The sequence below is a fragment of the Schaalia hyovaginalis genome (genome assembly GCF_014208035.1).
Lineage (GTDB): Bacteria > Actinomycetota > Actinomycetes > Actinomycetales > Actinomycetaceae > Pauljensenia > Pauljensenia hyovaginalis.
Window position 1 is genome coordinate 617,091 of sequence record NZ_JACHMK010000001.1, and the last position, 16,329, is coordinate 633,419.

A 16,329-nucleotide genomic window follows, 5' to 3' on the forward strand; every position below is an offset into this window, starting at 1 on the left:
TTGTTCCTTGTGTGAGTGCCCGGGAGTCTCCAGTGTGTGGGGTGTTTAGTGGGTGGGTGGTGGTGTTGAGGATTGGGGTGTTGTGGTGGTGGGTGTTTCCCAGGTGATGGTGTTGATGACGAGGGCGACGTCTTCGGGCATGTCGGGGCTGGTCGAGGTCGAGGTCGCGTTAATGCGCCACACCCCGTCGGGGCGTCCCACGAGCCACTCCCACCTGCGCACAGGAGTCTCTTTTGTGGAGTCGATGAAGGTGTAGCCGTAGGCGGGGGCTCCTCCGATGAGGCGGACCGGGAGGTCTTCGACATGGCTGCAGCCCTCGAAGTTCTCCGAACCGATGCGGTCGCTGCGGGCCCATTCGGCGACGTCCACAGTCGGTGGTTTCTCGTAGATCCACAAGGCGGCTTTGAGTGATTTTGCGTCGTAGCGTTGGGCGTTGACTGCGTTGTGGTAGAGAGAATCTTCGGGGTGTGAGGATACGTTGAAGGAGAGTGGCAGGCCATCGGCTTCCAGGACGTGCCATCCTTCGGGGATGGCGGAGGTCATGGGGATTTCCTCGTCTTGGGTGACGGTGATAGTCGTAGGGTAAGCAGCGGACATGGGGGACTCCTCCTGGGGCGTGCACGCACCGATAGTGACCGCGCATAGGGCGAAAGTGAGGGCGCATGCGCCGGTGCGGATGACAGTCGGACGTTTCATTTCTTCCCCCCTTCCTTCCTTGTGTGAGTGCCCGGGAGTCTCCAGTGTGTGGGGTGTTTAGTGGGTGGGTGGTGGTGTTGAGGATTGGGGTGTGGATTGTGGTGTGGTGGTGGGGGTCCAGGTGATGGTGTTGATGACGAGGGCGATGTCTGCGGGCATGTCGGGGCTGGTGGAAGTCGAGGTCGCGTCGATGATCCAGACTCCGTCGGGGCGTCCTACGAGCCACTCCCAGACGCGCACGGGAGTCTCTTTTGTGGAGTCGATGTAGGTGTGTCCGTAGGCGGGGGTTCCTCCGATCGTGCGGACCGGGAGGTCTTCCACTTGGCTGTCTGTTTCGGAGTTCTCGGTATCGATGCGGTCGCTGCGGGCCCATTCGGCGACATCGATGGTGACGGGGAGGTCGCCGTAGAGGGCGAAGATTTCTCTCAGTACTTTCTTTTCGTAGCGTTGGGCGTTGACGGCGTTGTGGTAGAAGGAGTCTTCGGGGTCGGAGGAGACGTTGTAGGACAGGGAGAAGCCATCGGCTTCCAGCGCGTACCATCCCTCGGGGAGGGTGGAGGTCATGGGGATTTCTTCGTCTTGGGTGACTGTGATGGACGTGGAGGGGGTGTTTGTGGACATGGGGTTCTCCTGGGGCGTGCAGGCGCTGGTAGTGGCTGCGCATAGGGCGAGGGTGAGGGCGCACGCGCCGGTGCGGATGACAGTCGGACGTTTCATTTCTTCCCCCCTTCCTTCCTTGTGTGAGTGCCCGGGAGTCTCCAGTGTGTGGGGTGTTTAGTGGGTGGGTGATGGGGCTGAGGAGTGCGGTGTTGTGGTGGTGGGGGTCCAGGTGATGGTGTTGATGACGAGGGCGACGTCTACGGGCATGTCGGGACTGGTGGAAGTCGAGGTCGCCAGGATGCGCCAGACTCCGTCGGGGCGTCCTACGAGCCACTCCCACCTGCGCACGGGAGTCTCTTTTGTGGAGTCGATGAAGGTGTGTCCGTAGGCGGGGGCTCCTCCGATCATGCGGGGTGGGAGGTCTTCGACGTGACTGTTTCCTTCGAGTTCTTCTGAGCCGATGCGGTCGCTGCGGGCCCATTCGGCGACATCAATGGTGACGGGGAGGTCGCCGTAGAGGGCGAAGATTTCTCTGAGCGCGGCCTTTCGGTAGCGGTGGGCGTTGACGGCGTTGTGGTAGAGGGAGTCTTCGGGGTCGGAGGAGACGTTGTAGGACAGGGAGAAGCCATTGGCTTCCAGCGCGTGCCATCCTTTGGGGAGGGTGGAGGTCATGGGGATTTCTTCGTCTTGGGTGACTGTGATGGACGTGGAGGGGGCGTTTGTGGACATGGGGTTCTCCTGGGGCGTGCAGGCGCTGGTAGTGGCTGCGCATAGGGCGAGGGTGAGGGCGCACGCGCCTCTGCGGGTGAGGTGGGGGTGGGTCATCTTTTCCCTCCTGTGATGACGCGGGCGTCGCCGTGGGCTATACGGGCATCGTTGACAGAGGTGTCAATCTGGTTGAAGGCCTGCTCGTATTCGGTTGAGGGCCCCATGGCGGACACATAGTCCCTGAATGCGCTTCGTTGTTTGGGGGTCATGTCGTGGTAGGGGAGGATGTCGCCGTTCGCATCGGTAAACCCGAAGCCTTTATGCAGTCCTGCTGAGTGCTCTGCGGGGGATTCAAAAGCGGTGGTGAGGTCGCCGTCGGTGCTGATCGCCGAGTAGAGGGATTCTTTCATGTATTTTTCGACCATGGTTTCGGCGGTGACGTGGTCGGCTACGTTGGTGTTGTGGGTGGGTAGGTAGGTGTCGAGCAGGTGAGTGGTGGCGCCGTCGCGGGCTTGGTCGGCGAAATAACCCACAAGGCCTTGTGAGGCGCCTTCTAGGCCTGAAGAGACGAGGTTGCCTGCCGGAAGTGCCCCGATGCCGAGCTTGATGAGGTTCTGCCAACGCTCATTGCGCGCGTTGAGGGCCTCGAGGGCCTGGCTGGTGGCGTCTTCTGGGGCGGTGAATAAGGCTTCCATGATGGGCGCCCACCGGTCGGTGACGGTCCTGACATCCAAGGTGGGGTCGGTTTTGGCGACGGCGGCGCCCATTTCGGCTGCGTATGAGTGTTGGGCGGCCAAGGTGAGGTTGTCCAAGGCCGGGGCTCGGCCTTTGGTGTAGTAGTCATCGCTGGGGTCTTCAGGTGTCCCATTGTCGTTGACTTCAGGGGCGTCAAAACCCAGGTCGGTGAAGAACCCGTTCTTGCCGAGCAGCTTTTGACGCATCACGTCGTCGAAGGTGATGTGGTGCGTGTCGATGTCTGTTTGGACGTAGCCGTCATAGAGTCCATGGTCGTTGAGGGTCCAGGCGATTCCCTCGATGTGGTCGGCGAGAATGAGGCCCGCCCAGGAGCGCAGGTTCTGGTTGTGGTAGCCGTAGACGTCTTGGCCGTCGATCTTGTCGCTGTCGGAGAACAGCGCGTAGTCGTGGTCCTCTTCGAGAGCGTCTTGGTAGCCGAACATGAAGTTCGCGGCGATATTGGTGATTTTCGCATCGCGTTCTTGCCAGTGGCGCAGCTCTGCCTTGGAGGCGAACCCCCCATCGGGGTAGGGCTCGGGGGTGGTCGCCTGGTCAAGGACCCGCCCGAACTGCTCGCCCCCGTCTTGGAAGCCGTAGTACTCGTTCATAGCGGTGTCCAGTGATGCGGTGCGCCCGCCCGTCAGGTAACGGGTCATGTTCTTCGGCTTGTCATCACCGGTGATCTCACCATCATGATTGATGTCCATACCGTCGGGAGTGTCAGAATCGAGGAAGCCCCGCACGGCATCGAGGCGCAAACGGTCCCCCGCGATGAGCGCGGGGTCAGCACAGGAAAGATCGAGGTTTTCGGGCCGGTCCATGAGCGTGTACATGGAGTGCAAAGGATCGCACACCATGTCGCCGGCCTCGCCAAAGAACACATGCGGACTGTCCATATACCCGTGCAGGCCCTTCCAGGTGAGCGTCTGCGAATCCCACAGGACCAGATCCTGTGCCAAAGAGACCCCGGAAGGGGGAGTATCAAAGAAAGCCGGGCCGAGAGCAAGGTTGGGATTCATGACACCGGCCATGCCCATCAATTGGAATATGACCTCATACCCGGACACCTCCTTGTTGTAGGCCGACCGATCATTGATCTCCCAAGCGTTGTATGTAGCCCGGCCCGCAGCCTTGAGATCGTCAATGTATTCGAGCGTATGCTGGCCAAGACTCACACCCCCTGTAGTGATCAGGCCGCCCCGGGCGGCCTCAAAGGCCGCAGCCGCCTGAGGATCAGAAGTGTTGATCCCTCCCGTTGCCAAAACTGTGACCGCTCCCAGACTCAGCAAAAGCCCCTCGCGCGTCTTTGGAGCAAGAGCAAGATCGGTCCCGACGAATGTACTGAACTCGACCAGGCGGCCCGCACTCACATGCTCGCTCAATGCATTGGCGACAAAAGGATTGGCCAACAAGCCCGCGTATTTTTCGTAGAACTCTTCGAGCTGCTCGGGCGTCACAGTGTTCATATTCATGAAATGAGCGATCTTCGGCGCGATCTTTTGGGCGTATTCCCATTCGGCCTGTCCGTCAACGAGGGGGATGTCATCGAACAGATGGGCGGCGATTTCGGTGCGCGAGGAAGCGTGGGACGTGTCGATGATCGACTCGAGGGCGGCACTCAATGCCGTTGCTGCACGCCCAGCTTGGGCGTCCAGCTCACTCATTGCCGTACGGTAGTCTCTGAGCGCATCGTCGTAAGCACTATCGCGTTCACCCGCAGCGCGCCCCAGACGCTGGTCGTACTCGTAGTGCTGCATCGGGTCATCAGTGCCGCTGCGCGTATCCATCTCGGCATCAAGGGAGGCAAGAGCGCGTTCGTAGACCGCACTCGCCTCGTCATAGCGTTCCCACAGTGCCGGGACGGTAGAAGAGATCGCGACGCTAAGGGCGTCGGCCCAGTCCGCAATCGCCGAGGAGGCCGGCGTGAAGGAATCAGCAAGGGCGCGGGCATGCTCTCCCAGGCGCAGGACCGAGTCCGTGTACGCGTCGGCGGCCTGACCGATCCACCCGGGGACCTCCTTACCGTGGTGTGAGGCGACCTGGGTGTTCGCGATCGCGGCTCCGATCGCACGCAGGCCCTCAGACAAGACACTTGCGCCCGCGTGCGTATCTTCGGGCAAGGGCATGACATCTGAACCTGCCATAATTCAGCCTCCCAGCCTGAGCGTGATACGCGAAAGAGCACTACTCGTCTCATACTCGGTCGCGTCGAAGTCTTTGATCGCTTCGGCCTGTCCTGAGCCGAGCGTCGCGCACGCGTCGGAATACTCCAGGACCACCCACCGCATCTTCTCGACATGATCTGCGACCGCATTGCGCAAGCGGCTGGTTCCTCCCCCCGCAGCTCCCGGAACGTCAGCGGCGACCTGGAATCCGCGCGGCAGCGACGTGAAACGAGCCCCGATCGAGGCGAAAGACTCCGCATCACCCCAATCCCGTTTCGCACTCACCCCCACAGCATCACGATCAAACTCAAGCCCAACCATCACGCCACCCTTCCGATACCGCCCTTGTCGAAGTCCCCCCAGGTTAAGCGCTCGACTGTGGATTGAGAAGATACGGGTCATCGAAGGTGGAAAGTATGCCCGACGCGGATCGAAGACCGGGAAAACAAGGCCCGCAGATCCTCGGAACACCCCCTCTCGTAACAAATGCAAAAATCCAGATTGACAAGTTTTTGGTGACTTAGGTCCCTTTCTTGCTATCCTTCGGCTAGCGGCCCGATGGAGGGCCGACTCACGAGATTACGGAAGTTGAGGGCCTCGATGGTCAAGTACGTGTACGACTTCTCCGAGGGCGACAAGTCCATGAAGGACTTGCTCGGAGGCAAGGGAGCGAACCTCGCCGAGATGACGAAGCTCGGCCTTCCCGTTCCCCCCGGATTCACCATCACGACCGAGGCGTGCCGCGCCTACCTCAAGGATTCGGTCGTTCCGGAATCCCTCGCAACCGAGGTCACCACGGCGCTGCGCCGCGTTGAAGACATGATGGAGCGCCACCTCGGCGACCCCTACAACCCCCTCCTCGTCTCGGTGCGCTCGGGTGCGAAGTTCTCGATGCCGGGCATGATGGAGACGGTCCTCAACATCGGCCTCAACGACCAGTCGGTTCTCGGCCTCGCGAAGATCTCGGGCAACGAGCGCTTCGCCTGGGACTCCTACCGCCGACTCATCCAGATGTTCGGCAAGACCGTCCTCGACATCGAGGGCGATCTCTTCTCCGACGCCCTCGACTCCCTCAAGGCCGAACGCGGCGTCAAGGGCGATACCGAACTCACCGCCGAGGACCTCAAGGGCCTCGTCGTGACCTTCAAGAAGATCATCGCCGAGCAGAAGGGCATGGACTTCCCGCAGGATCCTCGCGCCCAGATGGACATGGCGATCGAGGCGGTCTTCCGCTCGTGGAACACCGAGCGCGCCCGCATCTACCGCCGTCGTGAGCGCATCCCCCACGACCTCGGCACCGCCGTCAACATCTGCACCATGGTCTTCGGCAACATGGGCGAGGGCTCGGGCACGGGCGTCTGCTTCACCCGCGACCCCTCTTCGGGCCACTCCGGCGTCTACGGCGACTACCTCGAGAACGCTCAAGGCGAGGACGTCGTCGCCGGCATCCGCAACACCCTCTCGCTCGCCGACCTCGAGAACATCGACAAGGCCTCCTACGACAAGCTGCGCGGCATCATGCGCAAGCTCGAGACGCACTACCGCGACATGTGCGACATCGAATTCACCATCGAGCGCGGCAAGCTCTGGATGCTCCAGACCCGCGTCGGCAAGCGCACCGCCGCCGCCGCATTCCGCATCGCGACCCAGCTGGTCGAGGAGAAGCTCATCACCCGCGACGAGGCCCTCACCCGCGTCACCGGCGATCAGCTCACCCAGCTCATGTTCCCCCAGTTCGACGCCAAGGCCGAGAAGGAACTCATCGCCCGCGGCATGGCCGCCTCCCCGGGCGCGGCCGTCGGCAAGATCGCCTTCGACAACGCCCAGGCCGAGGCCTTCGTCGCCGAGGGCGTGAAGTGCGTCCTCGTCCGTCGTGAGACGAACCCGGACGACCTTCCCGGCATGGTCGCCGCCGAGGGCGTCCTCACGGCGCGCGGCGGCAAGACCTCCCACGCCGCGGTCGTCGCCCGCGGCATGGGCAAGACCTGCGTCTGCGGCGCCGAGGCCCTGGAGATCGACGCCGAAGCCCGCACGCTGGCGATCGGCGACCGCGTCCTCACCTCCGACGACATCGTCGCGATCGACGGCCAGACCGGCGAGATCTTCATCGGCGACGTCCCCGTCACCGACTCGCCCGTCACCACCTACCTGTCGCACGGCCTCGAAGCCGGCCTCATCGCCGCCGGATCCGACGAGGGCACTCAGGAGCTCGTCAAGGCCGTCGACAAGATCCTCACGCACGCCGACAAGGTCCGCAGGCTTCGCGTCCGCGCGAACGCCGACACCCCGACCGACTCGCGCCGCTCCATCGAGTTCGGCGCCGAGGGCATCGGCCTGTGCCGCACCGAGCACATGTTCCTCGGTTCGCGCCGCCCGCTCGTCGAGCGCGCAATCCTCTCCGAGCCGGACTCGGAGGAGCGCCGCGCCGCCTTCGGCGAGCTCGAGAAGCTGCAGAAGCAGGACTTCCTCGAGATGCTCGAGGTCATGGACGGCAAGGCGATGACGGTGCGCCTCATCGACCCGCCGCTCCACGAGTTCCTCCCGGCGCTCGCCGAGCTCGAAGTGAAGGTCGCCGTCGCGAAGGCCACCGGCGGGGCGGATCCTGCGGATGAGCGCATGCTCGCCGAGGTCCGTCGCTTCCACGAGCAGAACCCGATGCTCGGTCTGCGCGGCGTTCGTCTGGGCATCTACCTGCCGGGCCTCTTCGCCCTGCAGATGCGCGCCCTGTGCGAGGCCGCCGCAGAACTCGTCGGGCGCGGCCTGGATCCGAAGCCGGAGATCATGGTCCCCCTCGTCGGCTCCGTCCGCGAGCTCCAGCTCATCCGTGAAGAGGGCGAGGCGATCATCGCCGAGGTCGCAGCGGACCAGGGCGTCGATCTGTCCGGTGTCACCATCGGCGCGATGATCGAGCTCCCGCGCGCCGCGATGACGGCGGAGGATCTTGCGGAGGAGGCCGACTTCTTCTCCTTCGGCACGAATGACCTCACCCAGACCGTTTGGGGCTTCTCGCGCGACGATGTCGAGGGCGTCTTCTTCCCCGAGTACATCGAGGCGGGCATCTTCGGCGTCTCGCCCTTCGAGTCGATCGACGTCCACGGCGTCGGCACTCTGGTCAAGGAGGGCGTGACCCGTGCGCGCTCGACGAAGCCCGGCATCAAGCTCGGCGTCTGCGGTGAGCACGGAGGCGATCCTTCGTCGATCCACTTCTTCCACGAGGTGGGCCTCGACTACGTGTCCTGCTCGCCCTTCCGCGTGCCGGTGGCGCGTCTCGAGGCCGGTCGCGCTTCGGCGCTGGCCGATTCTCCGGAGGCCTGATCGTGATGTGATCGGACGGCTCTGAAGCCGTATCACGCGGGTGCGCCCCAGGCCAAGGCCTGGGGCGCACCCGTTTCTCGTCGAAAGCCCTTCTTGGGCACCTCCGGGGTTAAGCAGCGGAGGCGCACGGCCTCGAAAGCCCCCTCCCCGCCGAGGTCATCACCTTTCTACGCCGAGGTCATCACCTTTCTACGTCGAGGTCATGCAACATTACTCACCGACAAAGGTGTTGCACTCACCGCTTGAACTCACCATGCTCTCGGCGCGCCAACGTGATGATCTCGGCGCGATAACGTGATGCTCTCGGCGCATCAACGTGATGCTTTCGGCGCGACAAAGTGATGCTTTCGGTGCGTCAAAGTGATGCTTTCGACGTAGAAAGGTGATGACCTCGGCGGGGGGAGGAGGGGAGGCTCAGCTTGCGATGAGGAAGCCGAGCACTCCGACGGAGGCGAGCGTCGTGAGGATCGACAGGAGGAGCACAAGCCCGATCGAATAGGGGGCCGCGCGGCGCAGGAGCTCGGGCTCGAGGCCTTCTTGCTTCACCGCGGTCGCCGCGATGGCGAGGTTCTGCGGGCTCACGATCTTCCCGATGCCGCCGCCGATCTCATTGACGGAGAGGAGGAGCTGGGGGCTGAGGCCGGTCTGGGCGGCGACCGTGGAATGGAGGGAGGCGAAAAGGGCTCCCGCGGAGGTCGCTGAACCCGTGACCGCGGTGCCGATCCAGCCGAGAATGGGCGCGAAGAAGGCGAAGGCGGTGCCGGTCGCGGCCAGTGCGGTGCCGATCGCGACGGTCTGCCCGGAGAAGTTCATCGTGTAGGCGAGCGCCATGACCGTCGTGATCGTGAGGATCGCCATGCGCAGTCCGATCACCGTGCTTCCGAGGGTCGCGATGCCCTTGGACACGCTGAAGGGGAAGCGGCCGCCGGAGGAATTCACCGAATAGACGATCGTCACGACGAGGGAGGCGAGGACGAGCATCGTGCCGGGAGAGGCGAGGGTCGAGATCGACAGGACCGTGTCGCCCGAGGCCTCGCCCGCCGGGGTGAGGAGCCGGCCATCGAGGCCGGGCCAGGGGATCTTCAGATCGGTGGCCTTGAGCGCGGCGGGCAGGTCGAAGCCGATCCGCCAGAGCTTCGCGGTCGCGAAGACGAGGACGACGAACCAGTAGGGCAGGAGTGCGAGGAGGGCGCGTCCGGCCCCCAGCGACTCGCCCTGGGAGGTGGTGAGCTGGTCCTGAGGGGTCGAGGGCGACCAGAACATGAGGAGGAGCGCGACGAGCGCGAAGGACAAGAGCGCGCCGACGACGGCCGTGAGTTCGTAGGAGACGAAATGCGCGGTGAGGAAGTGGCCCGCCGCCATGCCGGCGCCCGAGACGAGTCCGACGGGCCAGAGCTGCTTCACGGCCCGTTTGCCGTCGAGCATGGCGAGGAGGACCAGGGGGAGCCAGATGAGGAAGAGCGGGGTGATGCGCGCGCCGGTCGAGGTGAGGAGGGAGGTTTCAGCGCCGCCGAGTCGGGCGGTCGTGATCATCGGGATCGCCATCGCGCCGAAGGCGACGTGGATCGAGTTGGCGACCATCGTGACGAGCGCGGCCTTGAGGGGTTCGAGGCCGAGGGCGAAGAGCATCGCGCAGGTGATGGCGACGGGGGCGCCGAATCCCGCGAGGCCCTCCATGAGAGCGCAGAAGGCGGTGGCGATGAGGAGCGCCTGGATGCGCAGGTCGCCCTTTCCGACGCGCGAGAAGATCGCCCGGACGTCATCGCCGCGCCCCGATGCCTCCGACAGGTTGTAGAGCCAGACGGCGGCGACGACGATGAAGCAGATGACGAGGATGCCGAATGCCGCGCCCTGGGTCGCCGAAAGGAGGGCGAGTCCGAAGGGCATGCGGAAGCCGAGGGCTGCGATGAGGAGTGCGACGCCGAGGGAGCCGAGGGCGCACCAGTGCGTCGGGATCTTGAAGACGCCGAGCATGACGAAGAAGACGAGCAGCGGGAGGAGGCCGAAAAGGGCGCTCAGGGGGAGAGAGCCGGCGACAGCGGTCACAGATGGAGTGAATGCACTGGTGAGCATGGGGTTCCTCGCGTCGTTGCGGATGAAGACGGCTCAGGATAATCCCATCGGGAGCTCCTGCGCCACAGATAGGGGGCCGATCGGCGCGTTGTCGCGGCGGGCGCGGCCTTCGCGCCGCCCTGCGGGGCCGCGGATTGACAATTAGGTAAGGATGGCCTTATCTATATTTGGTTCATCTCGCTGGTGGTGAACCTTCTCGAAAAGGAGCCCCTCTCGTGACGAAGAAAACGCTCATCCCCGCCCTGATCCCCGCGACGCTCGGCCTGCTGCTTGCCCTCGGCGCCTCCACGGCCTTCTCCGCCTGCGATCGTCGCGAGGACGGGACGTGGATGCACTGCCATCAGTGTCAGAACTCGGTCGTCGCCGGCGCCGTCGGAGTCGCCGCCGTCTTCGGGGCGAGCGCCTTCGTCCGCAACAGGACCATGCGGATCGCGATGCAAATCCTCGGCGTGATCGCCTCGATCCTCCTCTTCTTCATCCCCGGCGGCCTGTGCCCCATGTGCATGATGCGCACGATGCGCTGCTACACGGTGTTCCAGCCCTTCACCCGAGTGATGAGCTCCCTCCTCGCCCTCTCCGGGATCCTCGCCCTCGTCCCCTCCTTCAAGGCGAAGCGGATTGACTCCTGAAAACCCCGAATCGCCGGCGGATCCCCCTCGCCGCACCCCGATTCCGGGGACGAGGGCGGGGACGCTGGCGATCGTCCTCGTCCTGATCCTCGTCTCGGTCGCAACGCTCCTCGTCGTGCGCGAGCACCGCAGGGACGAGGAGTACCGGAGCGCCCTGCGACTGGCGCAATCCGGTGACGCGCAGAGCGCCTATGCGATCTTCAACGGCCTCGGGGGATACTCCGACGCCTCCGAGCGCGCCCGGCGCCTCCTCGAAGACGATCCCTCCCTGCCCCTGCGAAGCGCGGCGAAGGGCGACCTCGTCTCCTTCGGCTCCTTCGAGCAGGACGGCGACCCGTCGAACGGCCCCGAGCCCCTCCGCTGGATCGTCCTCGACAGGATCGAAGGGCGCCTTCTCCTCCTCGCCCTCGACTCCATCGCCGCCCGCCCCTACCACCCCGTCCCCTTCCAGGAGGCCTCCTGGGAGACGAGCGATCTGCGGGAGTGGATGAACTCCGACTTCCTCGACACCGCCTTCACCGCCCCACAGCGCGCCCTCCTCGTTCCGAGCGGTGCCGCTGACGACGCGGGCGCGCGCCAGGAGGGGGCCCCCGAGGAGAAGACCCCGAGCGGGGATCTCGTTTTCGCCCTCAGCCGGATCGAGGCCGATATCTACCTGAGCGATGACGTGGAACGCGAACTCATCGGCGCGGCCCGCATCGCCGAAGCCGCGAAGGACCCGGCGCTGCCCCTCGACGAGGACGGCCGCGCCGACTGGTGGCTGCGCTCCCGGGGCAACTACGGATTCACCGCCCAATTCGTCGACAGGAACGGCGCGCCCTACGCGCCCGGCGCCAACGTCGACGCGGTGTACGCGGTCCGACCCGCACTGTGGGTGGATCCCGAACGGGGAGGCGAAGAACGATGAAAACGGGCGCCTTCTTGCGCAGAGTGCCGCTCAAGAGCATTCTCGCTCGTCCCGGCCGGAGCATGTTCCTCGTCTTCCTCGCCCTCCTTCAAGCCGCCTGCGCCCTCGTCGCCCTCCTCCTCGTCCAGGGGATCGGGCACGAGCTGCTCCGCGCCGAGCAGCGCCTGGGCGCGGACGTCCTCGTCTACCCCTCAGCCGGCTTCCTCCAGCTCGACAGCAGTTGCGTGAACATGCTGGGGAGCCCCGTACAGTACTACCGGGACCGCTCGGGTCTCGCCCTCCTCGCGGAGAACGACGAGATCAACGCGATCTCCCACCAGATCCACGTCTCAGTGCCGAACCCCGGGCGCGAAGGGCCGAAGTGGATCATCGGCTACGACCCCGAGACCGACTTCGTCATCACCCCCTGGCTCGAGGAGGGGGCGGATGCGGCCGGGGGAGTCGTCCTCGGATCAGCGGTGGGGGCTTCCGCTTCGAACGGGCTCGAGCTCTTCGGGGAGCGCCTCCCGATCACGGCCCGACTCGCGCGCACGGGCGGGGAGTACGACGACTCGGTGTTCGTGCCGCTCCGGATGCTCGACCGCCTCCTCGCGCGCGCCCCGCAATACGGGGTGGAAGGGGTTGAGGGCCTCGACCCCCTCAGGGACTACTCGGTGGCGACCATCCGGGTCGGCGACAAATCCAAGGTCGAATCCGTCGCGAACTGGATCAATCTCTACATCCGCAAGGTGACCGCCGTCCATTCCGAAACCCTCCTGGTCGATACGGCGGGCGCCCTCGGGGCCCATTCGGCGGGGATCGCCGTTCTGGGAGGGGCCGCCTGGCTCCTCCTCCTCGCGGCCCTCGGCGTCGCGCAGTCGGTGATGATGAACGAAAGGCGCGGGGAACTGCACATATGGAGGGTCGTCGGAGCCCCGAAAGCGACCGTCAGGAGGATCATGCTCGCGGAATCCCTCATCCTTCAGGCGATCGGGAGCGGGACGGGGATCCTCCTGTCCTGGCTCCTCCTCGCCCGCATCAACGGCCCCGTCCGCGCGGAGGCGCTCACCGCCTCCGCGATGGCGCTCACGCTCCTCGCGGCCTTCGCCGCCTCCCTCCTCGTCGGCTGGGCGAGCGCGCGCTTCGCCCTGAGGAGGGCGATGCGCTCGGCGGACGCGCAGATGCTCCTCACGGTCTAGGAAAAGGGGGAACCATGCTGACGATGTCGAGCCTGCCCGGGAGGAACCTGCGCGCCCACCCGGTGCGCACGGGCTCCCTCCTGCTCTTCGCCGCGCTCATGGCGGTCGCGACCTTCGGGGGAGCGCTTCTCGTGCAGAGCCTCAGCCACGGGCTCGAAACCGTCGAATCCCGCCTCGGCGCGGACCTCCTCGTCACCCCCGCCGGGGCCGCTCGGGAGTTCGACGCCCAGAAGTTCCTCATCGAGGCCGAGCCGGCCTACTTCTACATGGACGCCGCGATCCGCGACGAGGTCGCGCGCGTCGAGGGCGTGGCCGCGGCCAGTCCGCAGCTCTTCCTCGCCTCTGCGAGGTCGAGCTGCTGCTCGGGCCGCTATCAGGTCATCGCCTTCGACCCGAAGACCGACTTCGTCATCCGGCCCTGGATCGCAGACGAGGGGGCGCCGATGGTCGGCGCCATGGAGGTCGTCGTAGGGGCGAACGTCGCAGTCGCCGAGGGCGAGGAGTTCCGGATCTACGGCCAGCGCCTCAAGGTCGTCGGCCGCTTCGCCCCGACGGGCTCCACCCTGGACAACGCGGTCTACGCGGACTTCGACACGGCCAGGGTCCTCACGGCCTCCTCCGTCGACAAGGGGTTGAACAAGTACGGGGAGGTCGACCCGGAGCGGGTGATCTCCTCGGTGATGGTCGACGTCGAAGACGGGGAGGACATCGAGGAGGTCGCGGACCGGATCAGGAGCTCGACGCCCGGGGTGAGCGTCGCGACCGCGAAGGACATGGTCAAAGGGCTCGAGTCGACTCTCGCCTCGACCTCGCGCGCCATCGGCGCCTTCGTCGTCCTCGTGTGGGTGATCGCTCTGGTGATGACCCTCCTCCTCTTCTCCGCCATGCTCAATGAGCGCTCGCGGGAGTTCGCGCTGTTGAAGACCCTGGGGGCCGATAGGGCGGCGGTGTCGAGGATGGTCGTGACCGAGGCGGCGCTGATCGGCCTGCTGGGGGCCTCGGCGGGGATCTGCCTGTCGGGCGGGGTGATCGCGGCCTTCCGCGCCCTGCTCGGCCAGTCCTTCGGGGCCGCGCTCGTGCTCCCCTCGGCGCCGGTCGTGGGGATCTGGATCCTGGTCTGCCTCGCCTCGGTGCTGTTCGCGGTTCTCGCCTCGGCATTGCTCGCGATGCGCCGCATCGCGCGGGCGGATTCGGGCCTCGTCTTGAAGGAAGGGGAATGAGATGGTCATGAGGGCTCAGGAGCTGAGGAAGGACTATCAGCGGGCGGGCAGGAGGGGAGGGCTCTTCACCGCCGTGCAGCCCCTCGACCTCGAACTGGCCCCCTCGGAGCTGGTGGTGGTCCGGGGGCGTTCGGGCAGCGGGAAGAGCACCCTGCTCGCGATGCTCGCCGGGATGCTCGTCCCGACTTCGGGCCGTGTCCTCCTCGGGGAGGAGGACGTGTACGCCCTCGATGAGGCGGCCCTGTCGCGCCTGCGCAATGAGCGCATCGGCGTGATCCCCCAGGGCAATTCCGCCCTGCGCAGCCTGTCCGTCCTCGAGAACGTCATGCTCCCCTCGATCATCCGGGGCGGGGAGGCGTCGAGGGCGAGGGCGGAGGAGCTTCTCGATGAGCTCGGCATCGCGCCGCTCGCGGATTCGGCGCCCACGGAGCTCTCCGGCGGGGAGCTGAGGCGGGCGGCGGTGGCCAGGGCGCTGCTCCTGGGGCCTGAAACCCTCCTGGCCGATGAGCCGACGGCGGGGCTCGACAGTGCGAATGCGAGGGTCGTCCTCGAGGCGATCCGCCGGGCGGCGGATGCGGGCGCGGCCGTCCTCCTCGTCTCGCATGAGGACGAGGCCCTGCCCTTCGCCGATCGCGTGCTCGCGATGGAGGACGGTGCGCTGCGCGCCTGAACCGCGCCAAGGGGGCGGTCAATTAACTTAGTTGCGCCTTACTAAAATGAGTATAGACTGTACGCGCGCGTTCCGGCCCGCTGATCGCGCTCGTCATCCCCAACGGCATCGTGCGCCCTTAGACCCGATGCCCGGCGCGAAGGAGAAAATGAAGTGAGAGGCAATGCCCGCCCGATCGCACGGACGACGAAGGGCATCAGGGCCGTCCTGCTGCTCCTGACCTCCCTCGCGCTTCTCCTCTTCCTCCCCTCGCCCGCGCGCGCCGAGGGCGCCGCATCGACCTGGGATGAGGTCGCCGAGGAAATGGGGCAGATCCTCGACCAGGCCGAGCAGGCCTATCTTTCCGGAGACGCCGAGGCCGGAAAAGACGGGGTCAACACCGCCTACTACAGGCGCTACGAGACCCTCGGCTTCGAGAAGCAGGTGATGGCGCGGATCTCGGGCGAACGGGTATCCGCCGTCGAGATGGAGTTCTCCCTCATCAAGAAGGCGATGACCGATCACGACGACGCCGCGGTGGCCGAGCACACGCAGATCCTCAAGACCTACCTCCGCGAAGACGCGAAAGCCCTCGACGGCCCCTCGGAGGACACCTCGAACGGCTCGCCCTGGCTCTCCGGCTTCCTCCCCTCCCTCCTCGTCATCCTCCGAGAGGGGATGGAGGCGATCCTCGTCGTCGCCGCGATCCTCGCCTACCTCGGCAGGGCCGGGCACAAGGACAAGAGCCGGATCGTGTGGGCCGGGGTCGTCCTCGCCCTCCTGGCCTCGGTCCTCCTCGCCGTGCTCTTCTCCACCTTCTCGCATCTCGCCGGGGCGAACCAGGAGCTCCTCGAGGGCGTCGCCGCGCTCTTCGCCGTCGCCATGCTCATCTGGGTCTCGAACTGGATGATCAGCAAGTCCTCGAGCCAAGCCTGGGACCGGTACATCAAAGAGCAGACCGACGCCTCCTTGAACAGGGGCTCCCTCTTCGGACTGGCCTTCATCGCCTTCCTCGCGGTCCTGCGCGAAGGGGCCGAGACGATCCTCTTCTACATCCCGGTCATCTCCAACGCGGACGAGGCCGTCGGATACGTCTGGATCGGCCTCGCGGTGGGAGCGGCGATCCTCGTCCTCGTCTACCTGCTCATCCAATTCGCGGCCCTGCGCATCCCCCTGCGCCCCTTCTTCACCGTCACCTCGCTCCTCCTGGCCCTCATGGCCGTCACCTTCACAGGCTCGGGGATCAAAGAACTTCAGGAAGCCGACGTCCTGCCGCTCACCTACCTGGACGGCTTCCCGACCATTGACCTCTTGGGGATCTACCCCAGAGTGGAGAACCTCGCCGGACAGGCCCTGGTTCTCGCCATCATCGTCGGCCTGTACTTCTGGGGATCGCGTCGTCAACGCCGCGACGCCCTCGCGAAGTGACGAACCGTCGATCCCACACACCGACA

General features: G+C 65.5%; 13 protein-coding genes. 7 read left to right on the top strand and 6 right to left on the bottom strand.

Features of this window, described 5'->3' with window-relative positions; genetic code table 11:
- Positions 1–45: 45 nt before the first annotated feature.
- From HD592_RS02610 to HD592_RS02630, 5 genes are all read right to left on the bottom strand, one after another.
- Entirely contained in the window at positions 46–597 is a 552-nt protein-coding gene (locus HD592_RS02610; protein ID WP_184451675.1) for a hypothetical protein, read from the bottom strand.
- Between the two features lie 156 nt (positions 598–753).
- Positions 754–1,413 (bottom strand): hypothetical protein, encoded by a 660-nt coding sequence (locus HD592_RS12330; RefSeq protein WP_184451677.1) that lies wholly within the window; start codon positions 1,411–1,413, stop codon positions 754–756.
- Between the two features lie 57 nt (positions 1,414–1,470).
- Entirely contained in the window at positions 1,471–2,025 is a 555-nt protein-coding gene (locus HD592_RS02620; RefSeq protein ID WP_184451679.1) for a hypothetical protein, read from the bottom strand.
- A 92-nt stretch (positions 2,026–2,117) separates the two neighbouring features.
- Positions 2,118–4,883: a hypothetical protein gene (locus HD592_RS02625; protein WP_184451681.1), complete on the bottom strand. Its 2,766-nt coding sequence runs from the start codon at positions 4,881–4,883 to the stop codon at positions 2,118–2,120.
- A 3-nt stretch (positions 4,884–4,886) separates the two neighbouring features.
- Positions 4,887–5,225 (bottom strand): hypothetical protein, encoded by a 339-nt coding sequence (locus HD592_RS02630; protein ID WP_184451683.1) that lies wholly within the window; start codon positions 5,223–5,225, stop codon positions 4,887–4,889.
- A gap of 279 nt (positions 5,226–5,504) precedes the next feature.
- On the opposite strand from HD592_RS02630, the gene ppdK reads away from it, so the two are divergent.
- The gene (ppdK, locus tag HD592_RS02635; protein ID WP_184454359.1) at positions 5,505–8,219 is read left to right on the top strand and encodes a pyruvate, phosphate dikinase; all 2,715 of its coding nucleotides are present in this window, start codon (positions 5,505–5,507) and stop codon (positions 8,217–8,219) included.
- Positions 8,220–8,633: 414 nt separating this feature from the next.
- Here ppdK and HD592_RS02640 read toward each other — a convergent pair whose 3' ends face one another.
- Positions 8,634–10,292 carry an L-lactate permease gene (locus tag HD592_RS02640; RefSeq protein WP_184451685.1) on the bottom strand — a complete coding sequence of 553 codons (1,659 nt, stop codon included), beginning with the start codon at positions 10,290–10,292 and terminating at the stop codon, positions 8,634–8,636.
- Positions 10,293–10,507: 215 nt separating this feature from the next.
- Between HD592_RS02640 and HD592_RS02645 the strand changes: the two genes are divergently transcribed.
- From HD592_RS02645 to HD592_RS02670, 6 genes are all read left to right on the top strand, one after another.
- On the top strand, positions 10,508–10,921 hold the full coding sequence (locus HD592_RS02645; RefSeq protein ID WP_184451687.1) for a DUF4418 family protein: 414 nt from the start codon (positions 10,508–10,510) through the stop codon (positions 10,919–10,921).
- Complete coding sequence (locus HD592_RS02650; protein ID WP_246429969.1) at positions 10,911–11,828, top strand: DUF6273 domain-containing protein; 918 nt, start codon at positions 10,911–10,913, stop codon at positions 11,826–11,828. The genes HD592_RS02645 and HD592_RS02650 overlap by 11 nt, the downstream gene beginning before the upstream one ends.
- A complete protein-coding gene (locus HD592_RS02655; RefSeq protein ID WP_184451688.1) occupies positions 11,825–13,006 on the top strand; it encodes an FtsX-like permease family protein in 1,182 nt (393 codons plus the stop codon). Before HD592_RS02650 ends, HD592_RS02655 begins: the two co-directional genes overlap by 4 nt.
- A 14-nt stretch (positions 13,007–13,020) precedes the next feature.
- Positions 13,021–14,226, top strand: coding sequence for an ABC transporter permease (locus HD592_RS02660; RefSeq protein WP_184451690.1), 1,206 nt, complete (start codon positions 13,021–13,023; stop codon positions 14,224–14,226).
- Positions 14,227–14,233: 7 nt separating this feature from the next.
- On the top strand, positions 14,234–14,896 hold the full coding sequence (locus HD592_RS02665) for an ABC transporter ATP-binding protein (protein WP_407822383.1): 663 nt from the start codon (positions 14,234–14,236) through the stop codon (positions 14,894–14,896).
- A gap of 153 nt (positions 14,897–15,049) precedes the next feature.
- A complete protein-coding gene (locus tag HD592_RS02670) occupies positions 15,050–16,303 on the top strand; it encodes an FTR1 family iron permease (RefSeq protein ID WP_343058717.1) in 1,254 nt (417 codons plus the stop codon).
- Positions 16,304–16,329: the final 26 nt, after the last annotated feature.

Coding starts and splice junctions, on each gene's coding strand:
- HD592_RS02610 (WP_184451675.1), bottom strand. CDS start 597: ATGTCCGCTGCTTACCCTACGACTATCACCGTCACCCAAGACGAGGAA.
- HD592_RS12330 (WP_184451677.1), bottom strand. CDS start 1,413: ATGAAACGTCCGACTGTCATCCGCACCGGCGCGTGCGCCCTCACCCTC.
- HD592_RS02620 (WP_184451679.1), bottom strand. CDS start 2,025: ATGTCCACAAACGCCCCCTCCACGTCCATCACAGTCACCCAAGACGAA.
- HD592_RS02625 (WP_184451681.1), bottom strand. CDS start 4,883: ATGGCAGGTTCAGATGTCATGCCCTTGCCCGAAGATACGCACGCGGGC.
- HD592_RS02630 (WP_184451683.1), bottom strand. CDS start 5,225: ATGGTTGGGCTTGAGTTTGATCGTGATGCTGTGGGGGTGAGTGCGAAA.
- ppdK (WP_184454359.1), top strand. CDS start 5,505: ATGGTCAAGTACGTGTACGACTTCTCCGAGGGCGACAAGTCCATGAAG.
- HD592_RS02640 (WP_184451685.1), bottom strand. CDS start 10,292: ATGCTCACCAGTGCATTCACTCCATCTGTGACCGCTGTCGCCGGCTCT.
- HD592_RS02655 (WP_184451688.1), top strand. CDS start 11,825: ATGAAAACGGGCGCCTTCTTGCGCAGAGTGCCGCTCAAGAGCATTCTC.
- HD592_RS02660 (WP_184451690.1), top strand. CDS start 13,021: ATGCTGACGATGTCGAGCCTGCCCGGGAGGAACCTGCGCGCCCACCCG.
- HD592_RS02665 (WP_407822383.1), top strand. CDS start 14,234: ATGAGGGCTCAGGAGCTGAGGAAGGACTATCAGCGGGCGGGCAGGAGG.